This is a genomic window from Kaustia mangrovi (assembly GCF_015482775.1).
Lineage (GTDB): Bacteria > Pseudomonadota > Alphaproteobacteria > Rhizobiales > Im1 > Kaustia > Kaustia mangrovi.
This window is the reverse complement of record NZ_CP058214.1, coordinates 2,260,287-2,283,024: the sequence shown is the minus strand read 5'-3', so window position 1 is coordinate 2,283,024 and position 22,738 is coordinate 2,260,287. Positions and strand designations below refer to the sequence as shown.

The window sequence follows — 22,738 nt, the reverse complement described above, 5'->3', positions numbered from 1 at the left end:
TGGTTTCCCGCGGACGCGGCATCCTGTAATTTGCCGCCCATCGAACACATCAGGTCAAGGGTAGTCTTCCCGTGCAGCTCGGCATCGATTCTGAAACCGGTGTGCTGCGCAGCGTGCTGCTGTGCCGTCCCGACAATTACCAGTGGATCCCCACCAACGACATTGCGCGCCGCACGCTCCAGAGCCAGCAGCCGCCGGCGCATGCCGCCTTCGAGCACCAGTATGACGAGCTCGTCTCCGCGCTTCAGGGCGCGGGCGTCGAATGCCGCTATCTGGAGCCCGACCCGCATCTGCCCTATCAGGTCTATACGCGCGATTCCTCGCAGATGACGCCCTGGGGCCCGGCCATCACCCAGCTCGAGCGCCCGCAGCGCCGCGGCGAGATCGCCGCGATCCTCGCCTTCTATCGCGAGCTTGCGGGCGATCCCTGGCGCATCGCGACGGCGGGCATGGTGGAAGGTGGCGACATCCACATCATCCGCCCGGGGCTCCTCGCCATCGGCCATTCCGGCGGGCGCACCGACGAGGCGGGCGCGCGCCAGTTCGCCGGCTGGTTCAGGGAGGCCGGCTGGCAGACGCGCCTCGTGCCGTTCCCGGAACATTTCCTCCATCTGGACGTGATCTTCTCCATGGTGACGGACGGGCTGGCGCTCGCCTGCACCGACGTGCTCGACGACGATTTCGTCGACTGGCTCGACAGCCACGGCATCCGCATCATCCCGGTGAGCTATCGCGAGGCCATGATGGACATGGCCTGCAACGTGCTGGCGCTCGGCGACGACCGGGTCGTCTCGCCGGCCCACTCCGCCCGCGTCAACGAGGCGATGAGGGCGGAGGGGGTGACCGTGATCGATCCCGATCTCCGGCTCTTCGCCCATGGCGGCGGCAGCGTCCACTGCATGACCATGCCGCTGGTGCGCGATTCTCTCGCCTGACCGATTGAGCTGCACCGGCCCGCGCGCCCAATTCGGCCGGCTAGGACGTCACCCTAGTCTTTCGTCGTCTTCCGCTTGCGGCTGTTGCCGGCGACGAGGTTGAGCGCCTCCACGCCGAGCGAGAAGGCGATGGCGAAATAGATGTAGCCGCGCGGGATGTGGAAATGCAGCCCGTCGGCGACCAGCGCCGCGCCGATCAGCAGGAGGAAGGCGAGCGCCAGCATCTTGGTCGTCGGATGGCGCGCGATGAAGTCGCTGACTGGCCGGGCGGCGAACAGCATGACCGCGATGGCGATGGTGACCGCCGCGATCATGACCGGCAGGAAGCGTGTCAGCCCCACCGCGGTGATGATGGAATCGAGCGAGAAAACGAGATCGAGCACCATGATCTGGGCGATTGCGGCGGCAAAGCCCGTCGCCGCGGCGCCCATGTGGTCCTCGCCGCCCTCGACCTCGCCATGGATTTCCGTCGTGCCCTTGTAGAGCAGGAACAGGCCGCCCGCGATCAGGATCAGGTCGCGCCAGGAGAAGGCGTAGTCGCCGAGGGTGAAGATCGGCGTGACGAGCCCGGTGATCCACACGATCATGGTCAGCAGCACGATGCGCATGCCGAGTGCGCCGATAAGGCCGATACGCTGGGCGAGCTGGCGGCGGCGCGCCGGCAGCCGCTGGGCGACGACCGACAGGAAGACGAGATTGTCGATGCCGAGCACGATCTCCAGTGCCGTCAGCGTCAGGAGGCTCGCCCAGACCTCCACATTCAAGAGCCAGTCGAACATCTCCGGGATCCGCCATGAGGTGTTGTTGAGAGACGCGATACGCGTGCGGACAATGTCGTGTCGCGCCGGCCGCCTGTCCAGCCGGGACGGTCGCGAGCCCGGCAGAAGCGGGGCAGGAGGCTAGCCTCCGTGCGCCTTCCGGATCTCGTCGTCGAGCCGCCCGGTGAGCCAGAACCAGAGCATGCGGAAATCGCTGATGAGCGACCAGAGCGGATGGCCGAAGGTCGCCGGCCGGTTCTTCTCCACGACGAAGTGCCCGATCCAGGCGAAGCCGTAGCCCGCAACGATGGCGGCGACAAGGAACTGCCAGGACAGGAACGCGATGGCCGCGACGAGGAAGACGATGGCAAGGCCCGAGCCGAGGAAATGGAGCGCACGCGTGCCCGGCCGCGCATGTTCGCGCAGATAATGGTGCCAGAAGGCCTCGTAGTCCGCCGGTGCCTCGCTCATTGCGGCTCCTCCCGCGCCGGGGATCGGTCCGTCGCCGCCAAGGATAGCCGAATTGCCGCCGTTCCGGAATGCGGGGACCGCCTGCCGGCCCGCATATGGCGCTTGACATGGCGGCTATCCTCATGCACGACAAGTCCGCTCCGGTGGCGGTTTCAGCCGCTGCCGCTCACCACCCAAGAGGCAGGCAGGTCGAAGACAGATGTCGGTCATCGTCACGAAAACCACGACCACGACCGCCAAACGCACCGTCACCGCGACGGTCGCGTAACACGACCTCTTGTCCCCGTATCCTCTCCCCGGCGGGGTGAGAGGGACGCAGAGGCCCCCTTACGTGGGGCCGATGGCGAAGGCGGGGGGAGCGAGAGCGTCGAGGAGAGATTTTCAGACATGGGCTACAAGGTCGCCGTCGTCGGTGCCACGGGCAATGTGGGCCGGGAAATGCTGAACATTCTCGCCGAGCGGGAGTTCCCGGTCGACGAGATCCATGCCGTCGCGTCGCGGCGGTCGCTGGGCACGGAGGTGTCCTTCGGGGACCGCACGGTGAAGTGCGAGGACCTCGAGCAGTTCGACTTCTCCAAGGTCGATTTCTGCCTGATGTCGGCGGGCTCTACCGTCTCCAAGGACTGGTCGCCGCGGATCGGGGCGAAGGGCGCCGTCGTCATCGACAATTCGTCGTGCTGGCGCTACGACCAGGACGTGCCGCTGATCGTGCCGGAGGTCAATGCCGACGCCCTCGAGGCCTATATGGCCAGGCCCAACCGGCGCAACATCATCGCCAATCCAAACTGCTCCACCGCCCAGCTCGTGGTCGCGCTGAAGCCGCTGCACGAGGCGGCCGGCATCAAGCGCGTCGTGGTCTCCACCTATCAGTCGGTCTCCGGCGCCGGCAAGGAGGCGATGGACGAGCTGTGGACGCAGACCCGCGGCATCTTCGTCACCGACCCGCCCGAGGCGGAGAAGTTCACCAAGCAGATCGCCTTCAACGTCATTCCCCATATCGACGTCTTCATGGAGGACGGCGACACCAAGGAGGAATGGAAGATGATCGTGGAGACGAAGAAGATCCTCGATCCGAAGATCAAACTGACGGCGACCTGCGTGCGCGTGCCGGTCTTCGTCGGCCATGCCGAGGCGGTCAATATCGAGTTCGAGCGCCCGCTCGACGACGAGGCGGCCCGCGAGATCCTGCGCGAGGCGCCGGGCCTGCTCGTGGTCGACAAGCGCGAGGATGGCGGCTATGTGACCCCGGTCGAATGCGTCGGCGACTACGCCACCTTCATCAGCCGGATCCGCGTCGACCCGACCATCGAGAACGGCCTGAACCTGTGGTGCGTCTCCGACAATCTGCGCAAGGGTGCAGCCCTCAACTCCGTGCAGATCGCCGAGACGCTCATCAATCGCGGCCTGATGCAGAAGGCCGCGTGATCCTCGCCTGAGACCTGGACAGTCGGAAGAGGCCATCTCCGGATGGCCTCTTTCCTCATGACTAGGTCTGGGCCGCGTGATCCCCGAAATACAGGAACTCGCGGTCCATGCCCGAGACCTCCGCGGCGGCGAGCGTCAGCGCCGGCCCGTCGAGCATCTTGTAGCTCTTCTGGCTCTTCACCCACTCGTCGGCCGGCTGAAGGGTGGAGAGCGTGTAGGTCGTGGTCTCGCCGAGATAGTGCGTCGGGATGACGATCTTCGGCTTCAGCCGCTCCACGATGGCATCGCCCTGCGCATAGGACAGGATGTGCTGCGAGCCGTCCACCGGCAGGGTCAGGATATCGACCGGGCCCACCGCCTCCCAGAAGGCGTCCGGCGGATTGTGCCGGTTATCACCCCAGATGAGCGTGCGGATGCCGCCGGTCTCCACCAGATAGGTGACCATGTCCATATGGCCGGGATTGTTCGGCGGGCAGGCATCCACGCCGAACTCCTTCAGCGCGTCGGTCCAGGGATACCAGCCCGGCGCGACGCAGGCGTGCTTGTCGGCAAAGCCCGTGATCTTCAGGTCGGCGAAGGCGAAGGACCCGACCATGCGGTCGAGCACCATGGTCGATTGCGGCCGGTGGATCGCGTCGTGGTCGAAATGGGTGTGCGTCGACATGGTGATGTCGACCAGGGTTTCCGGAAACTCGTTCTTGAACCACAGGCCCCAGGCGCCCGACGGATCGTCGCGCCAGGGGTCGAACAGCACCGTCGCCCCGCCGGGCGAGGTGAGCTTGATCGCGCAATGGCCGTAGAAGTCCACGGTGACCGGCCCGTCGGGATAGGCCGACTGCTCCTGCAGTGCGAGGACGTGATTGTTGTTGCCCGGCTGCTGCCAGTCGGTGGACTGGGCCTTGGCGGCGGTCGGTCCCAGCGCGGTTGCCGCGCCGCAGACGCCGGCCGCGCCCGCCGCGACGAAGAACGAGCGCCGCGAGATGCCCGGCGCGAGTGTGCCGGACGATCCGTCGGCGGCGAGCGGTTCGAGATCTTTCCTGTCCATCGTGCTCCCTCCTCACATGGATTGGCGCGCCGGCCCCTCCGGTCCGGCTCACGGGCAAGCCTAGCACCGGGCCGCAGGCGCGCTGACATGGGCAGGTTGGGGGCGGAATGGGGGTAAATCCCCATATTCGGCGTCAGTGAAGCGAGAGCAGGTAGCGCCGGAGATTGGTCCGCCGGCTGCCGATGCCGAGCTTGCGGCGGATATTGTTGCGGTGGAACTCGATGGTGCTCGTCTCGCGCGACAGGGCGCGGGCGATGTCCTTCGTCGTCTGGCCGTTCATGACCATCTGGGCGATCTCGGCCTCCATCGGCGTGAGGCCCTCGAAGGCGGTGACGAGCCTGTCGGCGAAGGATGAGGTGATCTGCTCGAGATTGGTCTCCGCGAGGCCGAGATAGGAGCGTGCCGGCTCGTTCTCGCCGACGGCCTGGCGCAGCCGGGCGAGATGGGGCAGCACCAGCCCCTTGATCTGCCGGAGGATCTGCTCCTCGAAGGCGTGGCGCGACTCCTCCATATTGGACAGGAGCACCCTCAGCGCGGTGTTGGCCTCCTCCAGCTCGTGCTCGCGCCTCAGCAGGGCCTGCTCTGCCCTCTGGCGGCTGGCGATCTCCTGGCGGAGCCCGTCATTGGCCACGGTGAGCGCGCGCGTTCTCTCCGCGACCCGCGCTTCCAGCGTCTCGAGCGTGTCCGTCAGGGCAGCTTCGGCCCGTGCGCGCCGGTCCATCTCCACGAGCAGCGCCAGGTCGGTCTCCACGACGCCGCGAAAGGCCTCCAGGAGCTCGCGGCAGCGCCGTGCCTTCTCGTTGTCCTGCCGGTCCAGCACGCAGATCGTGCCGAACAGTGCGCCGTCGGGCCATGCGAGCGGATAGCCGACATAGAACGACATGCCGTGGGCGAGGTCCTGATTGTCGTCCCAGTCGGGATCGGCATGGGCGTCGCGCACGACCAGCGCGCGGGCGTCGCGCAGGACCGCATAGCAATAGAGCCGCTCGTTCAGCTCGAAGGACTGGCCGGGACTGTACGGATTTCCCGCGCTCCGGCTGGAGACCAGGACGGAATGGTCCGGCGGCTGCGTCCGCATCACGAGGCTTGCCGGAACCTCCACGAGGTCGGCGGCGAGGTCGACCACACGCTGCCACTTGGCCAGCATGGCCTCGGGAATATCCGGCTTGTCATCGCTCATGGGTGTCCCCCCGACGTGCCCAAGCCCCGGTCTGCCGGGAAATGGTAAACGCACGCCGGGAGATGGCAAGACCCGGCGCGGGAGCCGGGCCTTGCGACCTGTCAGCGCCGGATGTCGCTTGCAAGCTCCTGGATCGTCCCGCGGCTGCCGCGGGCGAGATAGTTGTCGGCCATGCGTTCGGCGACCTCCTCCAGATGCGCCGGGTCGAGCCCGATATCGTCCAGGAGCCACGGGTCGAGCCGCCTGAGCTCGGCGAGCACGGTGCGCCTGACGCGCCGGCGGTGCCAGGCCGCGAGGGCCGCGACAAGGGCGCCCGTGACCGGGCCCGCCGGCCGATGGGCCAGGGCCTGCGCGAGGCGGTCCGACAGGGGAGCGGACTTGTCGCCGGCTGTGGCGGCGCATCGGCAAGTGTGCGAGGCGGTGGCCATGGGCTGTCTCCTCATGACAAGAGTTCAATGCTGTTTTAATGTGAGGCCGTTCAATCGCCCGTACAAACGGGTAATCCTTGTCGCCGGGATGAGGAAAACTAAACCATGAATCCGCAAGCGCTCGCCCATCTCTCCGCCCTGCGCGCCTTCGAGGCGGCGGCCCGGCACATGAGCTTCACCCGGGCCTCGGAAGAGCTTCACGTCACCCCGGCGGCGATCAGCCACCATATCCGCCAACTGGAGGACTGGCTCGGCACCAAGCTCTTCGTGCGCAAGCCCCGCGCGGTCGAGCTGACCCAGGCCGGCCAGGCGCTCCTGCCGGGCGTGCGCGACGGGCTCGGCCAGCTCGCCGGCGCGGTGGAGCGCGTGCGCCGGCGCGGGGATCGGCGCCAACTCGTCATCTCCATGGCGCCGTCCTTCGCCGCCAAGTGGCTGGTGCCAAGGCTGGAGGGCTTCCGGCGGATCTGCCCGGAGGTCGATGTGCGCATCGATTCCAACAGCCGGGTTATCGACTTCGCCCGCGACGGGGTCGATATCGCGATCCGCTACGGGGACGGGGCCTATCCGGATTTCGTCGTCGAGCCGCTCGTGCCCTACCGGAATTTCCCCGTTTGCAGCCCGCAGCTCCTGGAAGACGGCCCGCCCCTGCGCGTGCCGGCGGACCTCGCCCGGCATACGCTCCTGCATGTGCACTGGCTGTCCGGCGACGCCACCTCGCCGGAATGGGCGATGTGGCTCAAGGCGGCCGGTGCGGAGGAGGTCGACTGGTCGCGCGGCCCGGTGTTCAACGACGAGGCGAACGCCGTCGCCGCCGCGCTGGCGGGTCAGGGCGTGGCGCTCGTGAACGGCGTGCTTGTCGGCGACGATCTCTCGTCGGGCCGGCTCGTGCGCCCCTTCGAGCTGGAACTCGCCCATGACGGCTATGGCTACTGGCTGGTCATTCCGCCCGCGCTGATGGAGGAGGCGCCGGTCAAGGCGTTCCACGACTGGCTCCTGACGGAGGTGGAAAGGAGCACGGCCCTGCCGGGGTCGTGCGTCGCGGCGGTGTGACGCGGAGCCTCTCCCCCTGCGGTCGCGGCAGACGGGCCGTCAGGGGCGTCGCCTTTCCCGTTTCCGGATGATATGGAACGCTGGAGAACACGAGGCATCGGGACGCGGGGCGCATGGCCGGCCGGGACAAAACCACACAGGGACGACAGGGGTTGCTGGCAGCGACATGGTCGGTCTTCGCGGAGGCCTTCGCGCGGCTTTTCGCGGACGAGGCGGTGCCGCTCGCGGGCAACATCGCCTATCGGATCCTCCTGTCGGCCTTTCCGTTCCTGATCTTCCTCACCGCGCTGGCGGGCTTCGTCGGCGACGAGCATCTGGCCGAGGCGCTGGTGAACTATCTCCTGAGCATCGCGCCGTCCGATATCGTCTCGCCGCTCGTGCCGGAGATCGAGAATGTGCTGACCCGGCAGAGGGGCGGGCTATTGAGCATCGGCGTGCTCTTGACCCTGTGGACGGCATCCGGCGGGGTGGACAGCGTGCGCGTCGGCCTGAACCGGGCCTACGACCTGAAGGAGCGCCGCTCCGCGATCCGTCTGTTCGCGCAGAACATCCTGTTCGTGTTCGCCGGCGCGGCCGTGCTGATCGCCGTGGCGTTCCTGATCGTGCTGGCCCCGGTCATCCGCGCGCTCATGTACAAGTACATTCCGGGCGCCGACCATGTGCCGGAGCTCTACGACGCGGTGCGCTATCCCTTCGCGCTCGCGGTGCTCGTCATCGGGCTCGTCATGGCGCATCTCTTCCTGCCGGCGCGCATCCGGCCGCTGCGGGACCTGTGGCCGGGGGTCGCGTTCACCGTCGCCATATGGATCGTGATGGCCTGGAGCTATTCGGTCTATCTCGGCCGGTTCGCGAGCTTCGCCAGCACCTATGCGGGGCTCGCGGGCATCATGGCAGCGATGATCTTCGTCTATCTGGGCGCGCTGATCATGATCTTCGGCGGCGAGATCAACCGCGCCATCCGCCTGCGCCGGCGCGGGCCGGAGACGCGCTAGGGTCAGGACCCTAGGCCGCGCCGCCGCCTTCCTCCAGGACGTCCTCGAAGGTGCGCAGCCCCGTGCGCTGGGCGTTGACGAGCACGGCCATGTTGCCCGGCTGGTGCTGGTTCTTCCACATGCGCATATGGGCCTTGGGGATGTCGGCCCAGGAGAAGACCTCCGACATGCACGGGTCGATCCGCCGATTGACAACGAGCTGGTTGGCCTGTGCGGCCTGCTTGAGATGGGCGAAGTGGGAGCCCTGGATGCGCTTCTGGTGCATCCAGACATAGCGGGCGTCGAAGGTGATGTTGTAGCCCGTCGTGCCGGCGCAGAAGACGACCATGCCGCCGCGCTTCACCACGAAGCAGGAGACGGGGAAGGTCGCCTCGCCGGGGTGCTCGAACACGAAGTCGACATTCACGCCCTTGCCGGTGATGTCCCAGATCGCCTTGCCGAAGCGGCGGACCTCTTTCGCCCAGGCGTTGTATTCCGGCGTGTTGACAGCCGGCATCTGGCCCCAGCAATCGAAATCCTTGCGGTTGATGACGCCGCGCGCGCCGAGCGAGAGCACGTAGTCGCGCTTGGTCTCGTCGGAGATGACGCCGATGGCGCTCGCCCCGGCGGCCGCGCAGAGCTGGACGGCCATGGAGCCCAGGCCCCCCGACGCACCCCAGATCAGCACATTGTGGCCGGGGCGCAGAATATGCGGGCGATGGCCGAACAGCATGCGGTAGGCGGTCGCCAGCACCAGCGTGTAGCAGGCCGATTCCTCCCAGGTGAGATGCTTCGGCCGCGGCATGAGCTGACGCGACTGGACGCGGCAGAACTGGGCGAAGGAGCCGTCCGGCGTCTCGTAACCCCAGATGCGCTGGGAGGAGGAGAACATCGGGTCGCCGCCATTGCACTCCTCGTCGTCACCGTCGTCCTGGTTGCAGTGGATGACGACCTCGTCGCCGACCTTCCAGCGCTTCACCTTGGAGCCGACGGCCCAGACGATGCCGGAGGCGTCGGAGCCCGCGACATGAAAGGGGTGCTTGTGCACGTCGATGGTCGAGATCGGCTGGCCGAGCGAGGCCCACACGCCGTTGTAGTTGACGCCCGCGGCCATCACGAGGACGAGCACCTCGTCGGAATCGATCTCCCAGGTGGGCACGACCTCCACCTGCATCGCATCCTCGGGGGGCCGTGACGCTCCTGGCGGATGGTCCAGGCATACATGTTTTTCGGGACATGGCCGAGCGGCGGGATCTCGCCGATCTCGTAGAGATCCTTCTTCGGGGTGTTGCTGTTGGCCGTGCTCGCGATCGCCTGCGCTGCCGCTGTCATTCTCGCATTGCTCCCTCACTCCAGGACGTCCGGCCGGAGATGCGCCTCGACTCTCCGGCTCGCCCGCCGCATGGCTCCGGCATTCCCATGCCGCGATCATAGCAAGCAATCGTGCCGATTTCCTAGGCAATTTTGCGATGCAACAGTATCCGCATTGTGGAACAATAGCGAAAAGTCGCAGAAAACGGGGGCGTCGATCCACGTTTCGGGGTGTCGCGAAACGTATCGGTTGCGCCGCACAATCAGGCATGCTCAGATATTGCGGGACAATAGGGAGAAGGTCATGAACGAGACGCCGGATAAGGCGCAGATGCGCGACAGGCCGTGGATCTTCAGGACCTATGCCGGCCATTCGACGGCCAGGGCCTCCAACGCGCTCTACCGCACCAATCTCGCCAAGGGCCAGACGGGTCTCTCCGTCGCCTTCGACCTGCCGACGCAGACCGGCTACGACCCCGATCATGTGCTGGCGCGCGGCGAGGTGGGCAAGGTCGGCGTGCCGGTGGCCCATCTCGGCGACATGCGCGCGCTGTTCGACGGCATCCCGCTCGACCGCATGAACACCTCCATGACGATCAACGCGACGGCGGCGTGGCTGCTCGCGCTCTACACGGCGCTCGCCGACGAGCGCGGCATCGACCGGGCGAGCCTTGCGGGCACCACGCAGAACGACATTGTCAAGGAATATCTTTCGCGCGGCACCTATGTGTTCCCGCCGGAGCCGTCCATGCGGCTCATCACCGACACCATCACCTGGGCCTATCGCGAGCTGCCGAAATGGAACCCGGTGAATGTGTGCTCCTACCACCTCCAGGAAGCGGGCGCGACGCCGGTGCAGGAGGTGGCCTACGCGCTCGCCACCGCACGCGCCGTGCTCGACGCGGTGCGCGACTCCGGCGCGGTGCCGGGGGACGATTTCCCGCGCGTCGTCGGGCGCATCTCCTTCTTCGTCAATGCCGGCATCCGCTTCGTCACGGAGCTGTCCAAGATGCGTGCCTTCGCGGAGCTCTGGGACGAGATCTGCCGTGAGCGCTACGGCGTGGAGGAGGAGAAGTTCCGGCGCTTCCGCTACGGCGTTCAGGTCAACTCCCTGGGGCTCACCGAGCAGCAGCCGGAGAACAATGTCTACCGCATCCTGATCGAGATGCTGGCGGTCACGCTGTCGAAGGGCGCGCGCGCCCGCGCCGTCCAGCTTCCCGCCTGGAACGAGGCGCTGGGCCTGCCCCGGCCGTGGGACCAGCAATGGTCGCTCAGGATGCAGCAGATCCTCGCCTACGAGACCGACCTTCTCGAATATGGCGACATCTTCGACGGCAGCCGCGAGATCACCGCCAGGGTGGAGGAGATCAAGGAGGCGGTGCGTCTGGAGCTCGACCGGATCGGGGAGATGGGCGGTGCCATCGCCGCCATCGAGACGGGGTACATGAAGGAGGCGCTGGTCGCGGCCAATGCGGAGCGGCTCAAGGCCATCGAGGCGGGCGAGCAGACGGTGGTCGGCGTCAACGCCTATACGGAGACGGAGCCCTCGCCGCTGTCGGGCGAGGAGGGCGGCGTTCTGACCGTTCCGGAAATGGTCGAAACGGAGGCCGTGGAGAGCCTCAGGCAGTGGCGCGGCGCCCGCGACGGGCGTGCGGCCGCAGCCGCGCTCGATGCGCTGCGCGAGGCCGCGCAGGAGGGGCGCAACATCATGGAGCCCTCGATCGCGGCGGCGAAGGCCGGCGTGACGACGGGCGAATGGGGCGCGACCCTGCGCGAGGTCTTCGGCGAGTACCGGGCGCCCACCGGCATCGCCGCGGTCGCCATGGTGACCGATGGCGCAGAGCGCATCCGGGAGCTGCGCGCGGGCGTGGAGCGGGTCTCCGAGAAGCTTGGCGAGCGGCTGAAGCTGCTCGTCGGCAAGCCCGGCCTCGACGGCCATTCAAACGGTGCGGAACAGATCGCCGTGCGTGCCCGCGAGATCGGCATGGAGGTCGCCTATGACGGCATCCGCCTGACGCCGGAGGAGATCGTCGCCGCGGCGAAGCGCGAGAAGGCCCATGTGATCGGCCTGTCGATCCTGTCGGGCAGCCATGTGACCCTCGTCCAGGACGTGATGAACAGGCTGCGCACGCAGGGGCTCGACATTCCCGTCGTGGTCGGCGGCATCATTCCCGCCTCCGACGTGCTCGTGCTCAAGCAATGCGGGGTGAAGGCGGTCTATACGCCGAAGGACTTCGCCATCAACGCGATCATGGACGACATCGTCGCGCTCGCCGACCGGGAATGCACGGCGGCGGCATAGGGCTCCGCCCTCGGCCCCTCACCCTCCCATCGCTTTCGCGACGGGCCCCTCCCTCTCCCGCGAGGGGAGAGGGTTCGTTTGTGGCATCGCGCAAAGGAACCTGGTGAGGGGGCTACCGGTTCATGGAGCGCCGCATCGCCCCCATCCGGAGCCCCTGGCTTCGGCAAACTCTTTGACGGGGCCCGGGCGAAGGCTGTAAGACTCTTGCCAGCATGATCTGTGGCACGCACCAGCGTCCGCTTGCCGGACATCGAATTAGCGGCCCGGCCGGGATACTCGGCCGGGAGTGATCTCTCGCTTTTTCCTTGTGACCGACAATCGGGCTTTCGTGCCATGCAGACTCAATCTGCGGCCCTCGCGGCCGATCTTCCATCGCCTTCCGCATCCTCTCGTGACGGGACCGCCGGTCCCGGCCTGTCGACCTTCGCGCTCGAGGCGCGGGTTTCGCCCGGGCCGGATGCGCTCCTGCGCGTGCTCAACCCGCTTCAGAAGCTCGCCATCGCGCCGCTCACGGTGCGTGCCGGCAGGGCGTGGGGCGGCGAGCTGATGATGGTGGAGGTGCAGTTTACGGCCACCGCCGTCCAGGCGCGCCAGTTCCGCACCCAGGTCTCCTCCGAGATCTCTGTGGAGAGCGTGGAGCTCATGCGCTGCACGCGATAGCGCGCCGCCACCCATAAATCATGATCCCGTGGGTGGCCGGGCGGGGGAGCGGGCCGGTGCCGTCTGATCGGACAAGCCTCTATTCGCTCAACCGGTCGAGAAGGGCGGCCAGGAAGACGTCGCACCTGGCCATCTGGTCGACGGCGATGAACTCGTCGGGCTTGTGCGCCTGGGCGATGTCGCCGGGGCCGCAGACCACGGTCGGCACATGGAGACGCTGCTGGAACAGGCCGCCCTCCGTGCCGAACGGCACCTTGAGGTGGCTGTTGCGGCCGGTGAGCGATTTCACGAAGCTCACGATCTCCGCATCCGGGTCGGTGTCGAGGCCCGGATAGGCGTTATCGATCTCGATGTCGATGGCGGCGGCGGGATGACGCTCGCGCACGCCGGCGACGATCCTGTCGGCCTCGTCGCGCAGCCGGTCGAGCAGCGCCTGCGGGTCGTCGCCCGAGACATTGCGGATCTCGAAGGCCAGCCGGCAGAGGCTGGGCACGATGTTGAGCGCCGTGCCGCCCTCTATGGTGCCCACATGGAGCGTGGTGTAGGGAATGTCGTAGGCCTCGTCGCGCGCGCCGGTGCGGCTCACCTCCTCCTGGAGCGTACGGATCGCGGCGATCATGTCGGCGGCCATGTAGATGGCGTTGACGCCGGTCGGCGCGAGGCTCGAATGGCATTCGAGGCCGTGGCAGGCGATGTGGCCGCCGGTCTTGCCCTTGTGGCCGATGGCGACGTCGAGCGAGGTCGGTTCCCCGACGATGCAGAAGGCGGGCTTCACCGGCATCTCCGCCATCACGTCGATGAGCCGGCGCACGCCGATGCAGCCGAGCTCCTCGTCATAGGAGAAGGCAATGTGGATCGGCCGCGCGAGCCGGCGCTCCACAGCCGCCGGCACCAGCGCCATGACGCAGGCGAGGAAGCCCTTCATGTCCGCCGTGCCGCGCCCGTAGAGCCGGCCGTCGCGTTCCACCATGGCGAAGGGGTCGTGCGACCAGTCCTGCCCCTCCACGGGCACCACGTCGGTATGGCCGGACAGCATGACGCCCGGCACGTCCTGGGGCCCGATCACGGCATGGAGGTTCGCCCTCTTGCCGGTCTCGTCGTGCACGAGCCGGGAGGCGACGCCGTACCGGGCGAGGAACTCCTGCACATAGCCGATGAGGTCGAGATTGGATCTCAGGCTGACGGTCGGCTCGGCGATCAGCCGGCCCAGAATCTCGATGCTCGATGTCACGGGGTGCCGTCTCCTTCAGGCGCGCGGGAAGCAGGGAGACGATGTAACAGCGCCGGCGCCCCCAAGTCCATGCGGTATGAGCGCGCCGGTCGCGGGCCGGGCCGGCAGGGACGCCGATCCTCCCGCCGGATCCTGTCAGGCAGCCGCGCGGGCGCTGCGGGTGAGGATGTCGACATAGGCACGCACCGTCGCGTCCATGCCCATGACCAGGGCATCGGCGGTCAGCGCATGGCCGATGGAGACCTCCGCGACGCCCGGAACGGCGGTGAGGAAGCCGCCGAGATTGTCGAGATTGAGGTCGTGGCCGGCATTGACGCCGAGGCCTTCCGCGAGCGCCGCCTCGGCGGCCGTGCGGTATGCGGGCAGGATCTCGCCCGCCCGGCCCTCCATGAAGGCGTGGTGGTAGGGGCCCGTATAGAGCTCCACGCGGTCGGCGCCGACCGCGCGCGCGGCGCTCGCCATCGCCGGATCCGCGTCGATGAACAGCGAGACGCGGCTTCCGTGCCGCTTGAGCTTCGCGATCACGCGCTTGAGGCGCTCCTCGTGCAGCGGAATATCCCAGCCATGGTCGGAGGTGCGCTGGTCCGGCGCGTCGGGCACGAGCGTCACCTGATCGGGCTCGACCTCCGCGACGAGGGCGAGGAAGTCGTCGGAGGGATAGCCCTCGATATTGAACTCGATGCCCTTGTAGCGCTCCTGGGCGAGAAGCTCCGCCAGATCGCGGACGTCCTGGCGCCGGATATGCCGTTCGTCGGGGCGCGGATGGACGGTGATGCCGCGCGCGCCGGCCTTGATCGCGATACCGGCCATGCCGGGCACGCTGGGATAGGTCAGGTCGCGCTGGTTCCGCAGCAGGGCGACCTTGTTCAGATTGACGCTCAGGGCGCAGATCTCGACCATGGGATTTGCCATATTGTTACGATAACAATTTGCATTCATACGCTGAAATGATACGATATCCGGCAGGTTTCCGGGGGTCAAACACTCGATTGTAAGGGTAACAATGTGGGTTCCACAGGCGCTCGATGAGTCCGGGCCGATCTATCGCGCGCTTGCGGATGCGCTGGTCGGCGATATTCGCGAGGGACGGCTGGAGGAGGGCGAGCGCCTGCCGACGGTGCGCGCGCTCGCCGACGGGATCGGCGTGACGGTCGGCACGGTGCTGCGCGCCTATGCGCTGGCGGAGCGGCGCGGCTTCGTCTCGCGCGAGGCGGGCCGCGGCACCTTCGTGCGTGCTGCCGGCGGGAGGCTTGCCGAGGATGGCGACGGCACGGAGGGGCCGGTCGATCTCAGCCGCAACGAGCCGCCCCATATCGGCCTCGACGCGACGCTCCGCCGGGCGCTTCTGGGGCTTGCCCGCGACGGTGCGCTCGGCGGCCTGCTCGAATATGGCGAGGCTGCCGGCAGTGCGCGCCATCGCGCAGGGCTTGCCGGCTGGCTCGGCTCGCGCGGGCTTGCGGCCGATCCCGCAGACATGGTCATCACCGGCGGCGCGCAGCAGGGGCTCACCATCGCCATGGGCGCGCTCGCCGCGCCGGGCGATGCGGTGCTCGTGGAGGCCTATTCCTATCCGGGCATCCGCAATCTGGCCCGCTTCTTCGGGCTGAGGGTCGTGCCGGTGGAGATGGATGGCGACGGCCTCCTGCCGGACGCGCTGGATGAGGCCTGCCGCGTGGCCTCGCCGCGTCTCCTCTATTGCATGCCCCATGCCCACAATCCGACCGCCTGCACCTATACGCAGGAGCGGCGCCGGGCCATCGCCGCCTGCGCCGAACGCCACGACCTGGCGATCGTGGAGGACGATGTGAATCTGCGCGACGGGCCCCGAAACCAGACGCCCATCGCGGCCATGGCGCCGGACCGCACGCTCTACATATCGAGCCTCTCCAAGATCGTGGCCCCGGGCCTGCGGGTCGGCGTCGTCGTGGCCCCTCCCGCGCTCTACGATGCGGTCCTTGCCGCCAACCAGACGACGAGCTGGATGCCGCCGCCGCTCATGGCGGAGCTCGCCTGCCGCTGGATCGCCGACGGCACGGCGGGCGAGCTGGCAGCCGAGCGGCTGAAGATCTCGCGCGCGCTGCAGGCGGAGGCCGCAGATCACCTCGCGGGGATCGCCTACAGGGCCGATCCCGACAATTCCCATCTGTGGATCCCGCTGCCCGTGCCCTGGCAGGCCGACGAGTTCGCGGCCCGCGCAAGAGAGGCCGGCGTGATCGTCTCCCCGTCGAGTGTGTTCGCCATGGTGGAGCCGTCGCGCGAGCCCGCCATCCGCGTGTGCCTGTCCAACCTGGCCGGCAGCAGGCTCGGCCCCGCGCTCGACACGCTGGCCGGCCTCATCGCGCAGCGCCCCGCGCCGGCCCGCTTTCAGATGTGAGCGCGTCAAAAGGCTCGCATCCGGTTGCCTCTTATGGGAACCTCAACCTCCGCAACGATGTTCAAGGGGCAGGACGACCCGGTTGACGCATATCAAGGCGCCAGGGCGCCACCTCGCCAATACACGGATCTCAGACAGCTGGTGACGACGGAGGACAGTCGAGACATGACATACCGCACCCTTGTTGTATCGCTCAACGCCGTTGACCGCGCCGAGGCGCTGCTCGACGTGGCGACCGCAATGGCCAGGAAGAACGATGCGCATCTGATCGGGCTCTATGTCATTCCCGCCCTTCAGGTCTATCCCGCCGTCGCCATGCAGATCACGCCGGAGATCATCGAGGCCCAGCGCCAGTACTATCAGGAGCAGGCGGAGAAGGTGAAAGGGCTGTTCGACGAGGCCGTCCGGCGCGAGGGCGTCCTGTCGGAATGGCGCGAGGTGGATGCCAGCGGCTCCACGATTGCCGACGTGGTGATCGACCACGGGCGCTGCGCCGACCTCGTCATCGCCAGCCAGGCAGATGAGGAAAGCGAGTATCTGGCCGACACCGAGCTGTGCGAGCGGCTGCTGATGGAGACCGGCCGTCCGATCCTGTTCGTGCCCGCCTATGGCGAGTTCAAGACCTTCGGCACCTCCGTCGCCCTGGCGTGGAGCGGCACCCGCGAATCCGCGCGCGCCACCTTTGACGCCCTGCCCTTCCTGCAGGGGGCTTCCAACGTGCATCTCCTCGCCGTCAATCCGCCGGAGAACGGCGACCGTGCGGCCGTCCTCGCTGGCTCCGAGATCGCCAACACCCTCGCGCGCCACGGCGTGAAGGTCGAGACGCATCATTCCGCCATCGACGAGATCACGGTCGGCGACGAGGTGCTGGCGCGGATCTCCGATTTCGGCGTCGACCTCCTGGTCATGGGCGGCTACGGCCATTCGCGCATGCGCGAATTCGTCTTCGGCGGCGTGACGCGGCAGGTCCTCCAGCAGATGACCGTGCCCGTCCTCATGTCCCATTGACGGTACTCCTCGTACACGCCACGCTTTCAAGGAGGGAGACCGCCCATGACAATGAAGCTGGTCAGGCTCGAACTTGCCCGCGACCACGATTTCCCGAATGGCAGCCGGGATCATGGCTATGAGTTCGTCGCGCCGCTCGACGAGGAGGGCCATATCCTCCCCGAGGAGTGGCACAAGGTGCGCGACCGCTGCCGTGTCCGCCGGTTCTGGGAGGGGGAGCCGGACGAGGTGGGCCACCTCGTCCGCAAGCCGGGCGGATCCTGGGCATTCCACTACGATCTCGATGGCGATGTCGACGACGACGAGGCGGGTTACCGTTTCCAGACCCATCTCTTCGAGCCCGGCGAGTATGTGTCGATCCGCGAGCAGGACGATACGCTGCGCACCTTCCGCGTGGTGGCGGTCAACGAGCTGGAGTAGGCGGAGCGGTCCTCATGGATATGGCCCGAGCAGGCTGTGCAGGAGGACCGCTACAGCCATTCGTCCCTGACGGTGAAGGCCGCATAGGCGGCCTTCATATAGAGCTGGCGGAGCCCGGCGAACGGAAAGCGCCGCAAGGGGGCGGTCATGACCGCCGGCAGGTCGGCCAGGGCCGTCTGCCCCGCGACGATGTCGGCCAGATGCCGGCCGGACCAGTTCGCCATCGCCACCCCGTTGCCGTGATAGGCGATCGCCGTCCAGACCGTGCTCCGCTCGTCGAGCGGGCCGATATGGGGCACGAGATCGCGTGCAAGGCAGACGAGCCCGCGCCAGAAATGGGTGTGCTCGACATGGCGCCAGGCCGGAAACATGGCTTCGAACTCCCGGCGCATGCTCGCCTCCATCGCCGGTGCGGCGCCATCGGACATGTCCGTCCCGCCGCGCCCGCCGAACAGGAAACGCCCGTCGGGCAACAGGCGGACATAGTGCAGGAGCGCGCGCGCGTCGAAGGCCATGGTCGTGGTCGTCCAGCCTTGCGCCTCGCGCTCCGACAGGCTCAGGGGGCGTGTCACCAGGATGTTCGACAGCGCCGGCATGAGCCGCCCGGCAAGCGGCGGGAAGGTCGCCTCGGGCGTGTAGCCGTTGCAGGCGAGGATCACGCGGTCGGCCGTAAGCGTGCCGCCGGCGGCGGTGGTGAGCCTGTGGCGGCCGCCGGCTTGCGCCCAGCCGGTGACGCGCGACTGTCCGTGGAGGCGTGCGCCATGGGCGTGGGCGGCGTCGGCAAGGCCGCGGGCGAGCTTGAGCGGATGGAGGCCGAAGCCGGTTGGGTTCCACAAGCCGCCATGGATGAACGGGGCGGCCATGCCGCGCTCGGCGAGCGCCTCCGGCTCCAGGAGCTCCGTCTCGTGGCCGAAGAGGGTGCGCAGCGTCTCCTGCTCTTGCGCCAGCGCGCGCCGGAAGGGCGGCCGGTGGGCGAGGGTGATCTCGCCGGTGCCCGCGATGTCGGCCTCGATGCCGAGCTCCGCCGCCGTCGCCCTCAGGCTCTCTATGGCCTCGCGCTGGATGTCGAAGAAGGCGCGCGTGGCCTCCATGCCGTAGCGGCGCGCCATGTCCGGCCAGGAAAGCTTGGCCGCGCCGATGCAGGCAAAGCCGCCATTGCGGCCCGATGCGCCCCAGCCCGGGGTGGCGGCCTCGAGAAGGCGCACATCCGCGCCGTGCCCGCGCGCGAGCCGCAGGGCGCAGGACAGGCCCGTGAAGCCGCCGCCGACGATGGCGATGTCGCAGCGCTCGTCTCCGTCGAGCGGTTGCGGGGTGAAGGACAGCGCCGGGGCGGTGTCCTCCCACAGGCTTGCGGCCGGGTCGGCGAAGTGCAGGGCATCTGGATGCAGGGCGGGCGGCATGGCGGGCGCTCGGCTTGTCTTCTCGCAAGCCGACATCCCTAGCGGCGAGGCGGCCATTTCACAAGTTCGCAGTGCGGACATGGCAAGGCACGAGGAGAACGGCGATGCGCGCGATGGTTCTGAACAGACCGGGAGAGCGGCTTGAGGAGCGCGACATGCCGGTGCCCGATCCGGGCCCCGGCCAGATCCTCGTCAAGATTTCGGCCTGCGGCGTGTGCCGGACCGACCTTCATGTCGTCGATGGCGATCTGACCGAGCCGAAGCTGCCGATTGTTCCGGGCCACGAGGTGGTGGGTACCGTTGCGGCTCTCGGCGAGGGCGTGGAGGGGTTTCCGCCCGGAATGCGCGTCGGCATTCCCTGGCTCGGCCACACCTGCGGCACCTGCCCCTATTGCCGGATGGGCCGGGAGAATCTCTGCGACCGTCCGGGGTTCACCGGCTACACGATCGACGGCGGCTATGCGGACCATGCCGTGGCGGACGCCCGATATTGCTTTCCGCTGCCCGAGGGGTACAGCGACGCGGAGGCCGCGCCGTTGCTGTGCGCCGGGCTGATCGGCCACAGATGTCTGAAGATGGCGGGCGAGGGCGAGAGCCTGGGGCTCTATGGCTTTGGGGCGGCTGCGCATATCGTCGCGCAGGTCGCGGTCCATGAGGGCCGGCGCGTCCACGCCTTCACGCGCGAGGGCGACAAGGCGGCACAGGACTTCGCCCTGTCGCTCGGCGCCGCCTGGGCCGGCGCGTCGACGCAGGCGCCGCCGGAGCCGCTCGACGCCGCCATCATCTTCGCACCCGTCGGCGCGCTCGTGCCGGCGGCGTTGAGGGCGGTGCGCAAGGGCGGGATCGTCGTGTGCGGCGGCATCCACATGTCCGATATCCCTTCTTTTCCCTACGCGATCCTGTGGGAGGAGCGGGTGGTGCGGTCCGTCGCCAACCTGACCCGGCAGGATGCGGTGGAGTTTCTCGCGCTCGCGCCGCGCGTGCCGGTCCGCACGACGGTGGAGACCTTTCCCCTCCATGAGGCGAACGAGGCGCTGGATCGCCTGCGGCGCGGCGCCCTGACGGGGGCGGCGGTGCTCCTGCCCTGACTGGCGTCCAGCCCGGTTTTGTGCGCTTCCAACGGTCGTTCTCTCCGGCCGGTGCGCGCGCCGGATCGTGCAAAATTGTGTCAAAATTTCTTTTTCCTTGCGGTATTGTCCTGTAAAGAATCTAAAATTGTCTTTTTCATTTTGTTTATTCTGTGATTACTTGATGTATATTTTTGTATTAATCTAACATTTTCTGTTGGTTTATACATATTTGTACGAGGGTGGTAGGTGAGGTGCGGCCTTGCAATGCCGTGTCGAGTGGATTATATCACGCGAACAACTCGGGAGGATTGCATTGAAACCTTCCGGAGCCCAGCCGCTGCAAACGACTATCGCCGGGCCGCTACCGCGGATGTGCGCCCTCGCCTTCTCCCCGGAGGCCGATCGATGGGTACTGGGCTTCACCGAAAGCGTTGGACGGAGTGAATGACGGACAAGCTGGTCGTCAAGGAACTGTACAAGATCTTCGGCGAGGAGCCGGAGGAGGCGTTGGGCCTGGCGCAACAGGGGCTCGACAAGGACGAAGTGTTCCGCCGCACGGGCAGTGTGGTCGCCGTCAACAATGTCTCCTTTTCCGTCAAAGAAGGCGAGATCTTCGTCGTCATGGGCCTGTCGGGCTCCGGCAAATCCACGCTGGTGCGCTGCATCAACAGGCTGATCGAGCCGACCGAGGGCACGGTCAGCGTGGGCGACGAGGCGATCACCGGGATCGGCGCGGAGGAGCTGCGCCAGATTCGCCTGCGGCGGATTTCCATGGTGTTCCAGCATTTCGCCCTCCTGCCGCACAAGACGGTCTGCGAGAATGTCGAATACGGCCTGAAGACGCGCGGCATGCCGGCTGGCGAGCGGCGCAAAAAGGCGATCGAGGCGCTGGAAACGGTCGGGCTGGATGCCTGGGCCGACGCCTATCCCGGCAATCTCAGCGGCGGAATGCAGCAGCGCGTCGGGCTGGCGCGCGGGCTCGCGGTCGATCCGGAAATCCTGCTCATGGACGAGCCCTTCTCCGCGCTCGACCCGCTGATCCGGCGCGACGTCCAGGACGAGCTCCTGCGCATCCAGGACAACCTCCAGACCACCATCGTCTTCATCACCCACGATTTGCAGGAAGCGCTGAAGCTCGGCGACCAGATCGCGATCATGAAGGATGGCCGCTTCGTGCAGGTGGGCACCCCGGAAGAGATCGTGACCGCGCCCGCCGACGACTATGTGAGCGCGTTCACGCAGGATGTCGACCGCAGCCGGGTGCTGACCATGCGCGCGGTGATGGACGCGCCCGTGCCGCTCGCCGCCGACATGGCCGCGGCCGACGCGCTGAAGGCGCTTAAGGCGGCCAACGGGCGCGAGGCGGCCTGCGTGACCAACGGCTCAGGCGCTCCCTCGGGCCTCGTTACCCACGAGGCGCTCGCCGCCGGCAAGGACGGTGCGACCGTCGGTGCGGTCATGGAGGACGGGGTGCAGACCGTCCGGGCCGGAGACTACATCTTCGAGGTTTTCGACAAGCTCGGGGCGGGCCGCCCCCTGGCCGTGGTCGACGGCGAGGGCAAGCTCGTCGGCGAGGTGCATGCCGCCTCCGTCTTCCCCCATCTCGGCTCTGAGCCGGAGGAGGAGGACGCCGACGGAACCGGCGTCGGTGCCCGGGGCGACAAGGAGGTTATGACCCATGGCCAGTGATGCAGGAGGCTTGGCCGGTGCGGTCTCGTCCGCCGACGAGGTGCTGAGACCCTCGACCTATGGCACGATCCCGCTCGACGACTGGGTCGAGACGGTAGTGAAGGACTGGCTGGTGCCGAATTTCCGGCCGGCCTTCCGGGCCGCGCAATGGCCGGTGGACAAGGTTCTCAGCAATCTCAACGATCTGTTGCAGGTCATTCCCTTCGCGGCGATCCTCGCCATCTTCGTGCTGATCGCGTGGCGGTTCGCGGGCCGCGGCGTGGCGATCTTCACGCTGGTCTCGCTCGCGCTTCTGGAAACGGTCGGCCTGTGGTCGGAGACCATGACCACGCTGTCCATGATCCTGACGGCGGTCGTCTTCTGCGCGGCCGTGGGGATCCCGCTCGGCATCCTGGCGGCCGGCAGCGACCGGTTCGAGGCGATCCTGCGGCCGATCCTCGACATCATGCAGACCATCCCGCCCTTCGTCTATCTGGTGCCGATCGTCATGCTGTTCGGCGTCGGCATGGTGCCGGGCGTGATCGCGACCATCATCTTCGCCCTGCCGCCGATCATCCGGCTGACCAATCTGGGCATCCGGCAGGTGCGCGACGAGCTGGTGGAGGCGGGCTACGCCTTCGGCTCCACGCGGCGGCAGGTGCTCATCGATATTCAGATCCCGCTGGCGTTGCGCACCATCATGGCCGGCCTCAACCAGACCCTCATGCTGGCTCTGTCCATGGCCGTCATTGCCGCGCTGATCGGCGCGGGCGGTCTGGGCCTGACCGTGTTCACGGGGCTTGGCCGGCTCGATGTCGGCATGGCGTTCCTGGGCGGTCTCGGCATCGTGCTTCTGGCCATCATTCTCGACCGCATCACCCAGGCGATCGGGGCGGGGCCGGCGGCGCGCAACGCGAGCTGGACGCTGTCCGGCTTCTTCAAGCGGCTTCTCGGATACGCCCGGTCCGGCTCGGAAGCGGGCCGGCCGAGCGGACAGGCCGCCGAATAGGCGGCCGTGTCCTGCCCGCCAT

20 protein-coding genes and 1 pseudogene are annotated in these 22,738 nt (G+C 67.6%); 12 read left to right on the top strand and 9 right to left on the bottom strand.

Annotated features, from left to right (window positions below; translation table 11 throughout):
* The first annotated feature begins 71 nt into the window (after nt 1–71).
* Nucleotides 72–935, top strand: coding sequence for a dimethylarginine dimethylaminohydrolase family protein (locus tag HW532_RS10565; protein WP_213164327.1), 864 nt, complete (start codon nt 72–74; stop codon nt 933–935).
* A 53-nt stretch (nt 936–988) separates the two neighbouring features.
* On the opposite strand, the gene HW532_RS10560 is transcribed toward HW532_RS10565, so the two are convergent.
* Nucleotides 989–1,714 (bottom strand): TerC family protein, encoded by a 726-nt coding sequence (locus tag HW532_RS10560; protein WP_213164326.1) that lies wholly within the window; start codon nt 1,712–1,714, stop codon nt 989–991.
* A 120-nt stretch (nt 1,715–1,834) separates the two neighbouring features.
* The gene (locus HW532_RS10555; protein ID WP_213164325.1) at nt 1,835–2,164 is read right to left on the bottom strand and encodes an Mpo1-like protein; all 330 of its coding nucleotides are present in this window, start codon (nt 2,162–2,164) and stop codon (nt 1,835–1,837) included.
* Nucleotides 2,165–2,551: 387 nt separating this feature from the next.
* Between HW532_RS10555 and HW532_RS10550 the strand changes: the two genes are divergently transcribed.
* Nucleotides 2,552–3,589, top strand: a complete 1,038-nt coding sequence (locus HW532_RS10550) for an aspartate-semialdehyde dehydrogenase (protein ID WP_213164324.1) — start codon at nt 2,552–2,554, stop codon at nt 3,587–3,589.
* Nucleotides 3,590–3,650: 61 nt separating this feature from the next.
* On the opposite strand, the gene HW532_RS10545 is transcribed toward HW532_RS10550, so the two are convergent.
* From HW532_RS10545 to HW532_RS10535, 3 genes are all read right to left on the bottom strand, one after another.
* The gene (locus HW532_RS10545) at nt 3,651–4,634 is read right to left on the bottom strand and encodes an MBL fold metallo-hydrolase (RefSeq protein WP_213164323.1); all 984 of its coding nucleotides are present in this window, start codon (nt 4,632–4,634) and stop codon (nt 3,651–3,653) included.
* A gap of 133 nt (nt 4,635–4,767) precedes the next feature.
* Nucleotides 4,768–5,814: a LuxR C-terminal-related transcriptional regulator gene (locus tag HW532_RS10540; RefSeq protein WP_213164322.1), complete on the bottom strand. Its 1,047-nt coding sequence runs from the start codon at nt 5,812–5,814 to the stop codon at nt 4,768–4,770.
* 101 nt (nt 5,815–5,915) lie between these two features.
* Complete coding sequence (locus HW532_RS10535; protein ID WP_213164321.1) at nt 5,916–6,242, bottom strand: YjiS-like domain-containing protein; 327 nt, start codon at nt 6,240–6,242, stop codon at nt 5,916–5,918.
* 105 nt (nt 6,243–6,347) lie between these two features.
* Here HW532_RS10535 and gcvA point away from each other — a divergent pair, with 105 nt between their 5' ends.
* Nucleotides 6,348–7,292 carry a transcriptional regulator GcvA gene (gcvA, locus tag HW532_RS10530; RefSeq protein WP_213164320.1) on the top strand — a complete coding sequence of 315 codons (945 nt, stop codon included), beginning with the start codon at nt 6,348–6,350 and terminating at the stop codon, nt 7,290–7,292.
* Between the two features lie 152 nt (nt 7,293–7,444).
* On the top strand, nt 7,445–8,284 hold the full coding sequence (locus HW532_RS10525) for a YihY/virulence factor BrkB family protein (protein WP_213164319.1): 840 nt from the start codon (nt 7,445–7,447) through the stop codon (nt 8,282–8,284).
* Between the two features lie 10 nt (nt 8,285–8,294).
* Here HW532_RS10525 and ccrA read toward each other — a convergent pair.
* Nucleotides 8,295–9,595: pseudogene (gene ccrA, locus HW532_RS10520) on the bottom strand (crotonyl-CoA carboxylase/reductase).
* 283 nt (nt 9,596–9,878) lie between these two features.
* Here ccrA and HW532_RS10515 point away from each other — a divergent pair.
* Together HW532_RS10515 and HW532_RS10510 are read left to right on the top strand one after the other, a co-directional pair.
* Nucleotides 9,879–11,876: a protein meaA gene (locus tag HW532_RS10515; RefSeq protein ID WP_213164318.1), complete on the top strand. Its 1,998-nt coding sequence runs from the start codon at nt 9,879–9,881 to the stop codon at nt 11,874–11,876.
* Nucleotides 11,877–12,209: 333 nt separating this feature from the next.
* Complete coding sequence (locus tag HW532_RS10510; protein ID WP_213164317.1) at nt 12,210–12,536, top strand: hypothetical protein; 327 nt, start codon at nt 12,210–12,212, stop codon at nt 12,534–12,536.
* Nucleotides 12,537–12,615: 79 nt separating this feature from the next.
* Here the strand turns inward: HW532_RS10510 and argE are convergent, their stop codons facing one another.
* Together argE and HW532_RS10500 are read right to left on the bottom strand one after the other, a co-directional pair.
* Complete coding sequence (gene argE / locus HW532_RS10505; RefSeq protein WP_213164316.1) at nt 12,616–13,767, bottom strand: acetylornithine deacetylase; 1,152 nt, start codon at nt 13,765–13,767, stop codon at nt 12,616–12,618.
* 135 nt (nt 13,768–13,902) lie between these two features.
* The gene (locus HW532_RS10500) at nt 13,903–14,667 is read right to left on the bottom strand and encodes a pyridoxine 5'-phosphate synthase (protein WP_213164315.1); all 765 of its coding nucleotides are present in this window, start codon (nt 14,665–14,667) and stop codon (nt 13,903–13,905) included.
* 103 nt (nt 14,668–14,770) lie between these two features.
* On the opposite strand from HW532_RS10500, the gene HW532_RS10495 reads away from it, so the two are divergent.
* From HW532_RS10495 to HW532_RS10485, 3 genes are all read left to right on the top strand, one after another.
* On the top strand, nt 14,771–16,141 hold the full coding sequence (locus tag HW532_RS10495; RefSeq protein ID WP_213164314.1) for an aminotransferase-like domain-containing protein: 1,371 nt from the start codon (nt 14,771–14,773) through the stop codon (nt 16,139–16,141).
* A gap of 165 nt (nt 16,142–16,306) precedes the next feature.
* Nucleotides 16,307–17,149, top strand: coding sequence for a universal stress protein (locus HW532_RS10490; RefSeq protein WP_213164313.1), 843 nt, complete (start codon nt 16,307–16,309; stop codon nt 17,147–17,149).
* A 45-nt stretch (nt 17,150–17,194) separates the two neighbouring features.
* On the top strand, nt 17,195–17,569 hold the full coding sequence (locus HW532_RS10485; protein ID WP_213164312.1) for a hypothetical protein: 375 nt from the start codon (nt 17,195–17,197) through the stop codon (nt 17,567–17,569).
* Between the two features lie 50 nt (nt 17,570–17,619).
* Here HW532_RS10485 and HW532_RS10480 read toward each other — a convergent pair whose 3' ends face one another.
* A complete protein-coding gene (locus HW532_RS10480) occupies nt 17,620–18,969 on the bottom strand; it encodes an NAD(P)/FAD-dependent oxidoreductase (RefSeq protein ID WP_213164311.1) in 1,350 nt (449 codons plus the stop codon).
* A 104-nt stretch (nt 18,970–19,073) separates the two neighbouring features.
* On the opposite strand from HW532_RS10480, the gene HW532_RS10475 reads away from it, so the two are divergent.
* The 3 genes from HW532_RS10475 to HW532_RS10465 all read left to right on the top strand — a co-directional run bounded on the left by HW532_RS10475 (nt 19,074) and on the right by HW532_RS10465 (nt 22,716).
* Entirely contained in the window at nt 19,074–20,057 is a 984-nt protein-coding gene (locus HW532_RS10475) for a zinc-dependent alcohol dehydrogenase family protein (RefSeq protein ID WP_213164310.1), read from the top strand.
* Between the two features lie 426 nt (nt 20,058–20,483).
* Entirely contained in the window at nt 20,484–21,728 is a 1,245-nt protein-coding gene (locus HW532_RS10470; protein ID WP_213164309.1) for a quaternary amine ABC transporter ATP-binding protein, read from the top strand.
* Entirely contained in the window at nt 21,718–22,716 is a 999-nt protein-coding gene (locus tag HW532_RS10465) for an ABC transporter permease (RefSeq protein WP_213164308.1), read from the top strand. The genes HW532_RS10470 and HW532_RS10465 overlap by 11 nt, the downstream gene beginning before the upstream one ends.
* Nucleotides 22,717–22,738 lie beyond the last annotated feature (22 nt).

Bases quoted from the DNA above. Each gene is read 5' to 3' on its own strand.
- HW532_RS10560 (WP_213164326.1), bottom strand. From the start codon at position 1,714: ATGTTCGACTGGCTCTTGAATGTGGAGGTCTGGGCGAGCCTCCTGACG.
- HW532_RS10555 (WP_213164325.1), bottom strand. From the start codon at position 2,164: ATGAGCGAGGCACCGGCGGACTACGAGGCCTTCTGGCACCATTATCTG.
- HW532_RS10550 (WP_213164324.1), top strand. From the start codon at position 2,552: ATGGGCTACAAGGTCGCCGTCGTCGGTGCCACGGGCAATGTGGGCCGG.
- HW532_RS10545 (WP_213164323.1), bottom strand. From the start codon at position 4,634: ATGGACAGGAAAGATCTCGAACCGCTCGCCGCCGACGGATCGTCCGGC.
- HW532_RS10540 (WP_213164322.1), bottom strand. From the start codon at position 5,814: ATGAGCGATGACAAGCCGGATATTCCCGAGGCCATGCTGGCCAAGTGG.
- HW532_RS10535 (WP_213164321.1), bottom strand. From the start codon at position 6,242: ATGGCCACCGCCTCGCACACTTGCCGATGCGCCGCCACAGCCGGCGAC.
- gcvA (WP_213164320.1), top strand. From the start codon at position 6,348: ATGAATCCGCAAGCGCTCGCCCATCTCTCCGCCCTGCGCGCCTTCGAG.
- HW532_RS10515 (WP_213164318.1), top strand. From the start codon at position 9,879: ATGAACGAGACGCCGGATAAGGCGCAGATGCGCGACAGGCCGTGGATC.
- HW532_RS10510 (WP_213164317.1), top strand. From the start codon at position 12,210: ATGCAGACTCAATCTGCGGCCCTCGCGGCCGATCTTCCATCGCCTTCC.
- HW532_RS10500 (WP_213164315.1), bottom strand. From the start codon at position 14,667: ATGGTCGAGATCTGCGCCCTGAGCGTCAATCTGAACAAGGTCGCCCTG.
- HW532_RS10495 (WP_213164314.1), top strand. From the start codon at position 14,771: ATGTGGGTTCCACAGGCGCTCGATGAGTCCGGGCCGATCTATCGCGCG.
- HW532_RS10490 (WP_213164313.1), top strand. From the start codon at position 16,307: ATGACATACCGCACCCTTGTTGTATCGCTCAACGCCGTTGACCGCGCC.
- HW532_RS10485 (WP_213164312.1), top strand. From the start codon at position 17,195: ATGACAATGAAGCTGGTCAGGCTCGAACTTGCCCGCGACCACGATTTC.
- HW532_RS10480 (WP_213164311.1), bottom strand. From the start codon at position 18,969: ATGCCGCCCGCCCTGCATCCAGATGCCCTGCACTTCGCCGACCCGGCC.
- HW532_RS10475 (WP_213164310.1), top strand. From the start codon at position 19,074: ATGCGCGCGATGGTTCTGAACAGACCGGGAGAGCGGCTTGAGGAGCGC.
- HW532_RS10470 (WP_213164309.1), top strand. From the start codon at position 20,484: ATGACGGACAAGCTGGTCGTCAAGGAACTGTACAAGATCTTCGGCGAG.
- HW532_RS10465 (WP_213164308.1), top strand. From the start codon at position 21,718: ATGGCCAGTGATGCAGGAGGCTTGGCCGGTGCGGTCTCGTCCGCCGAC.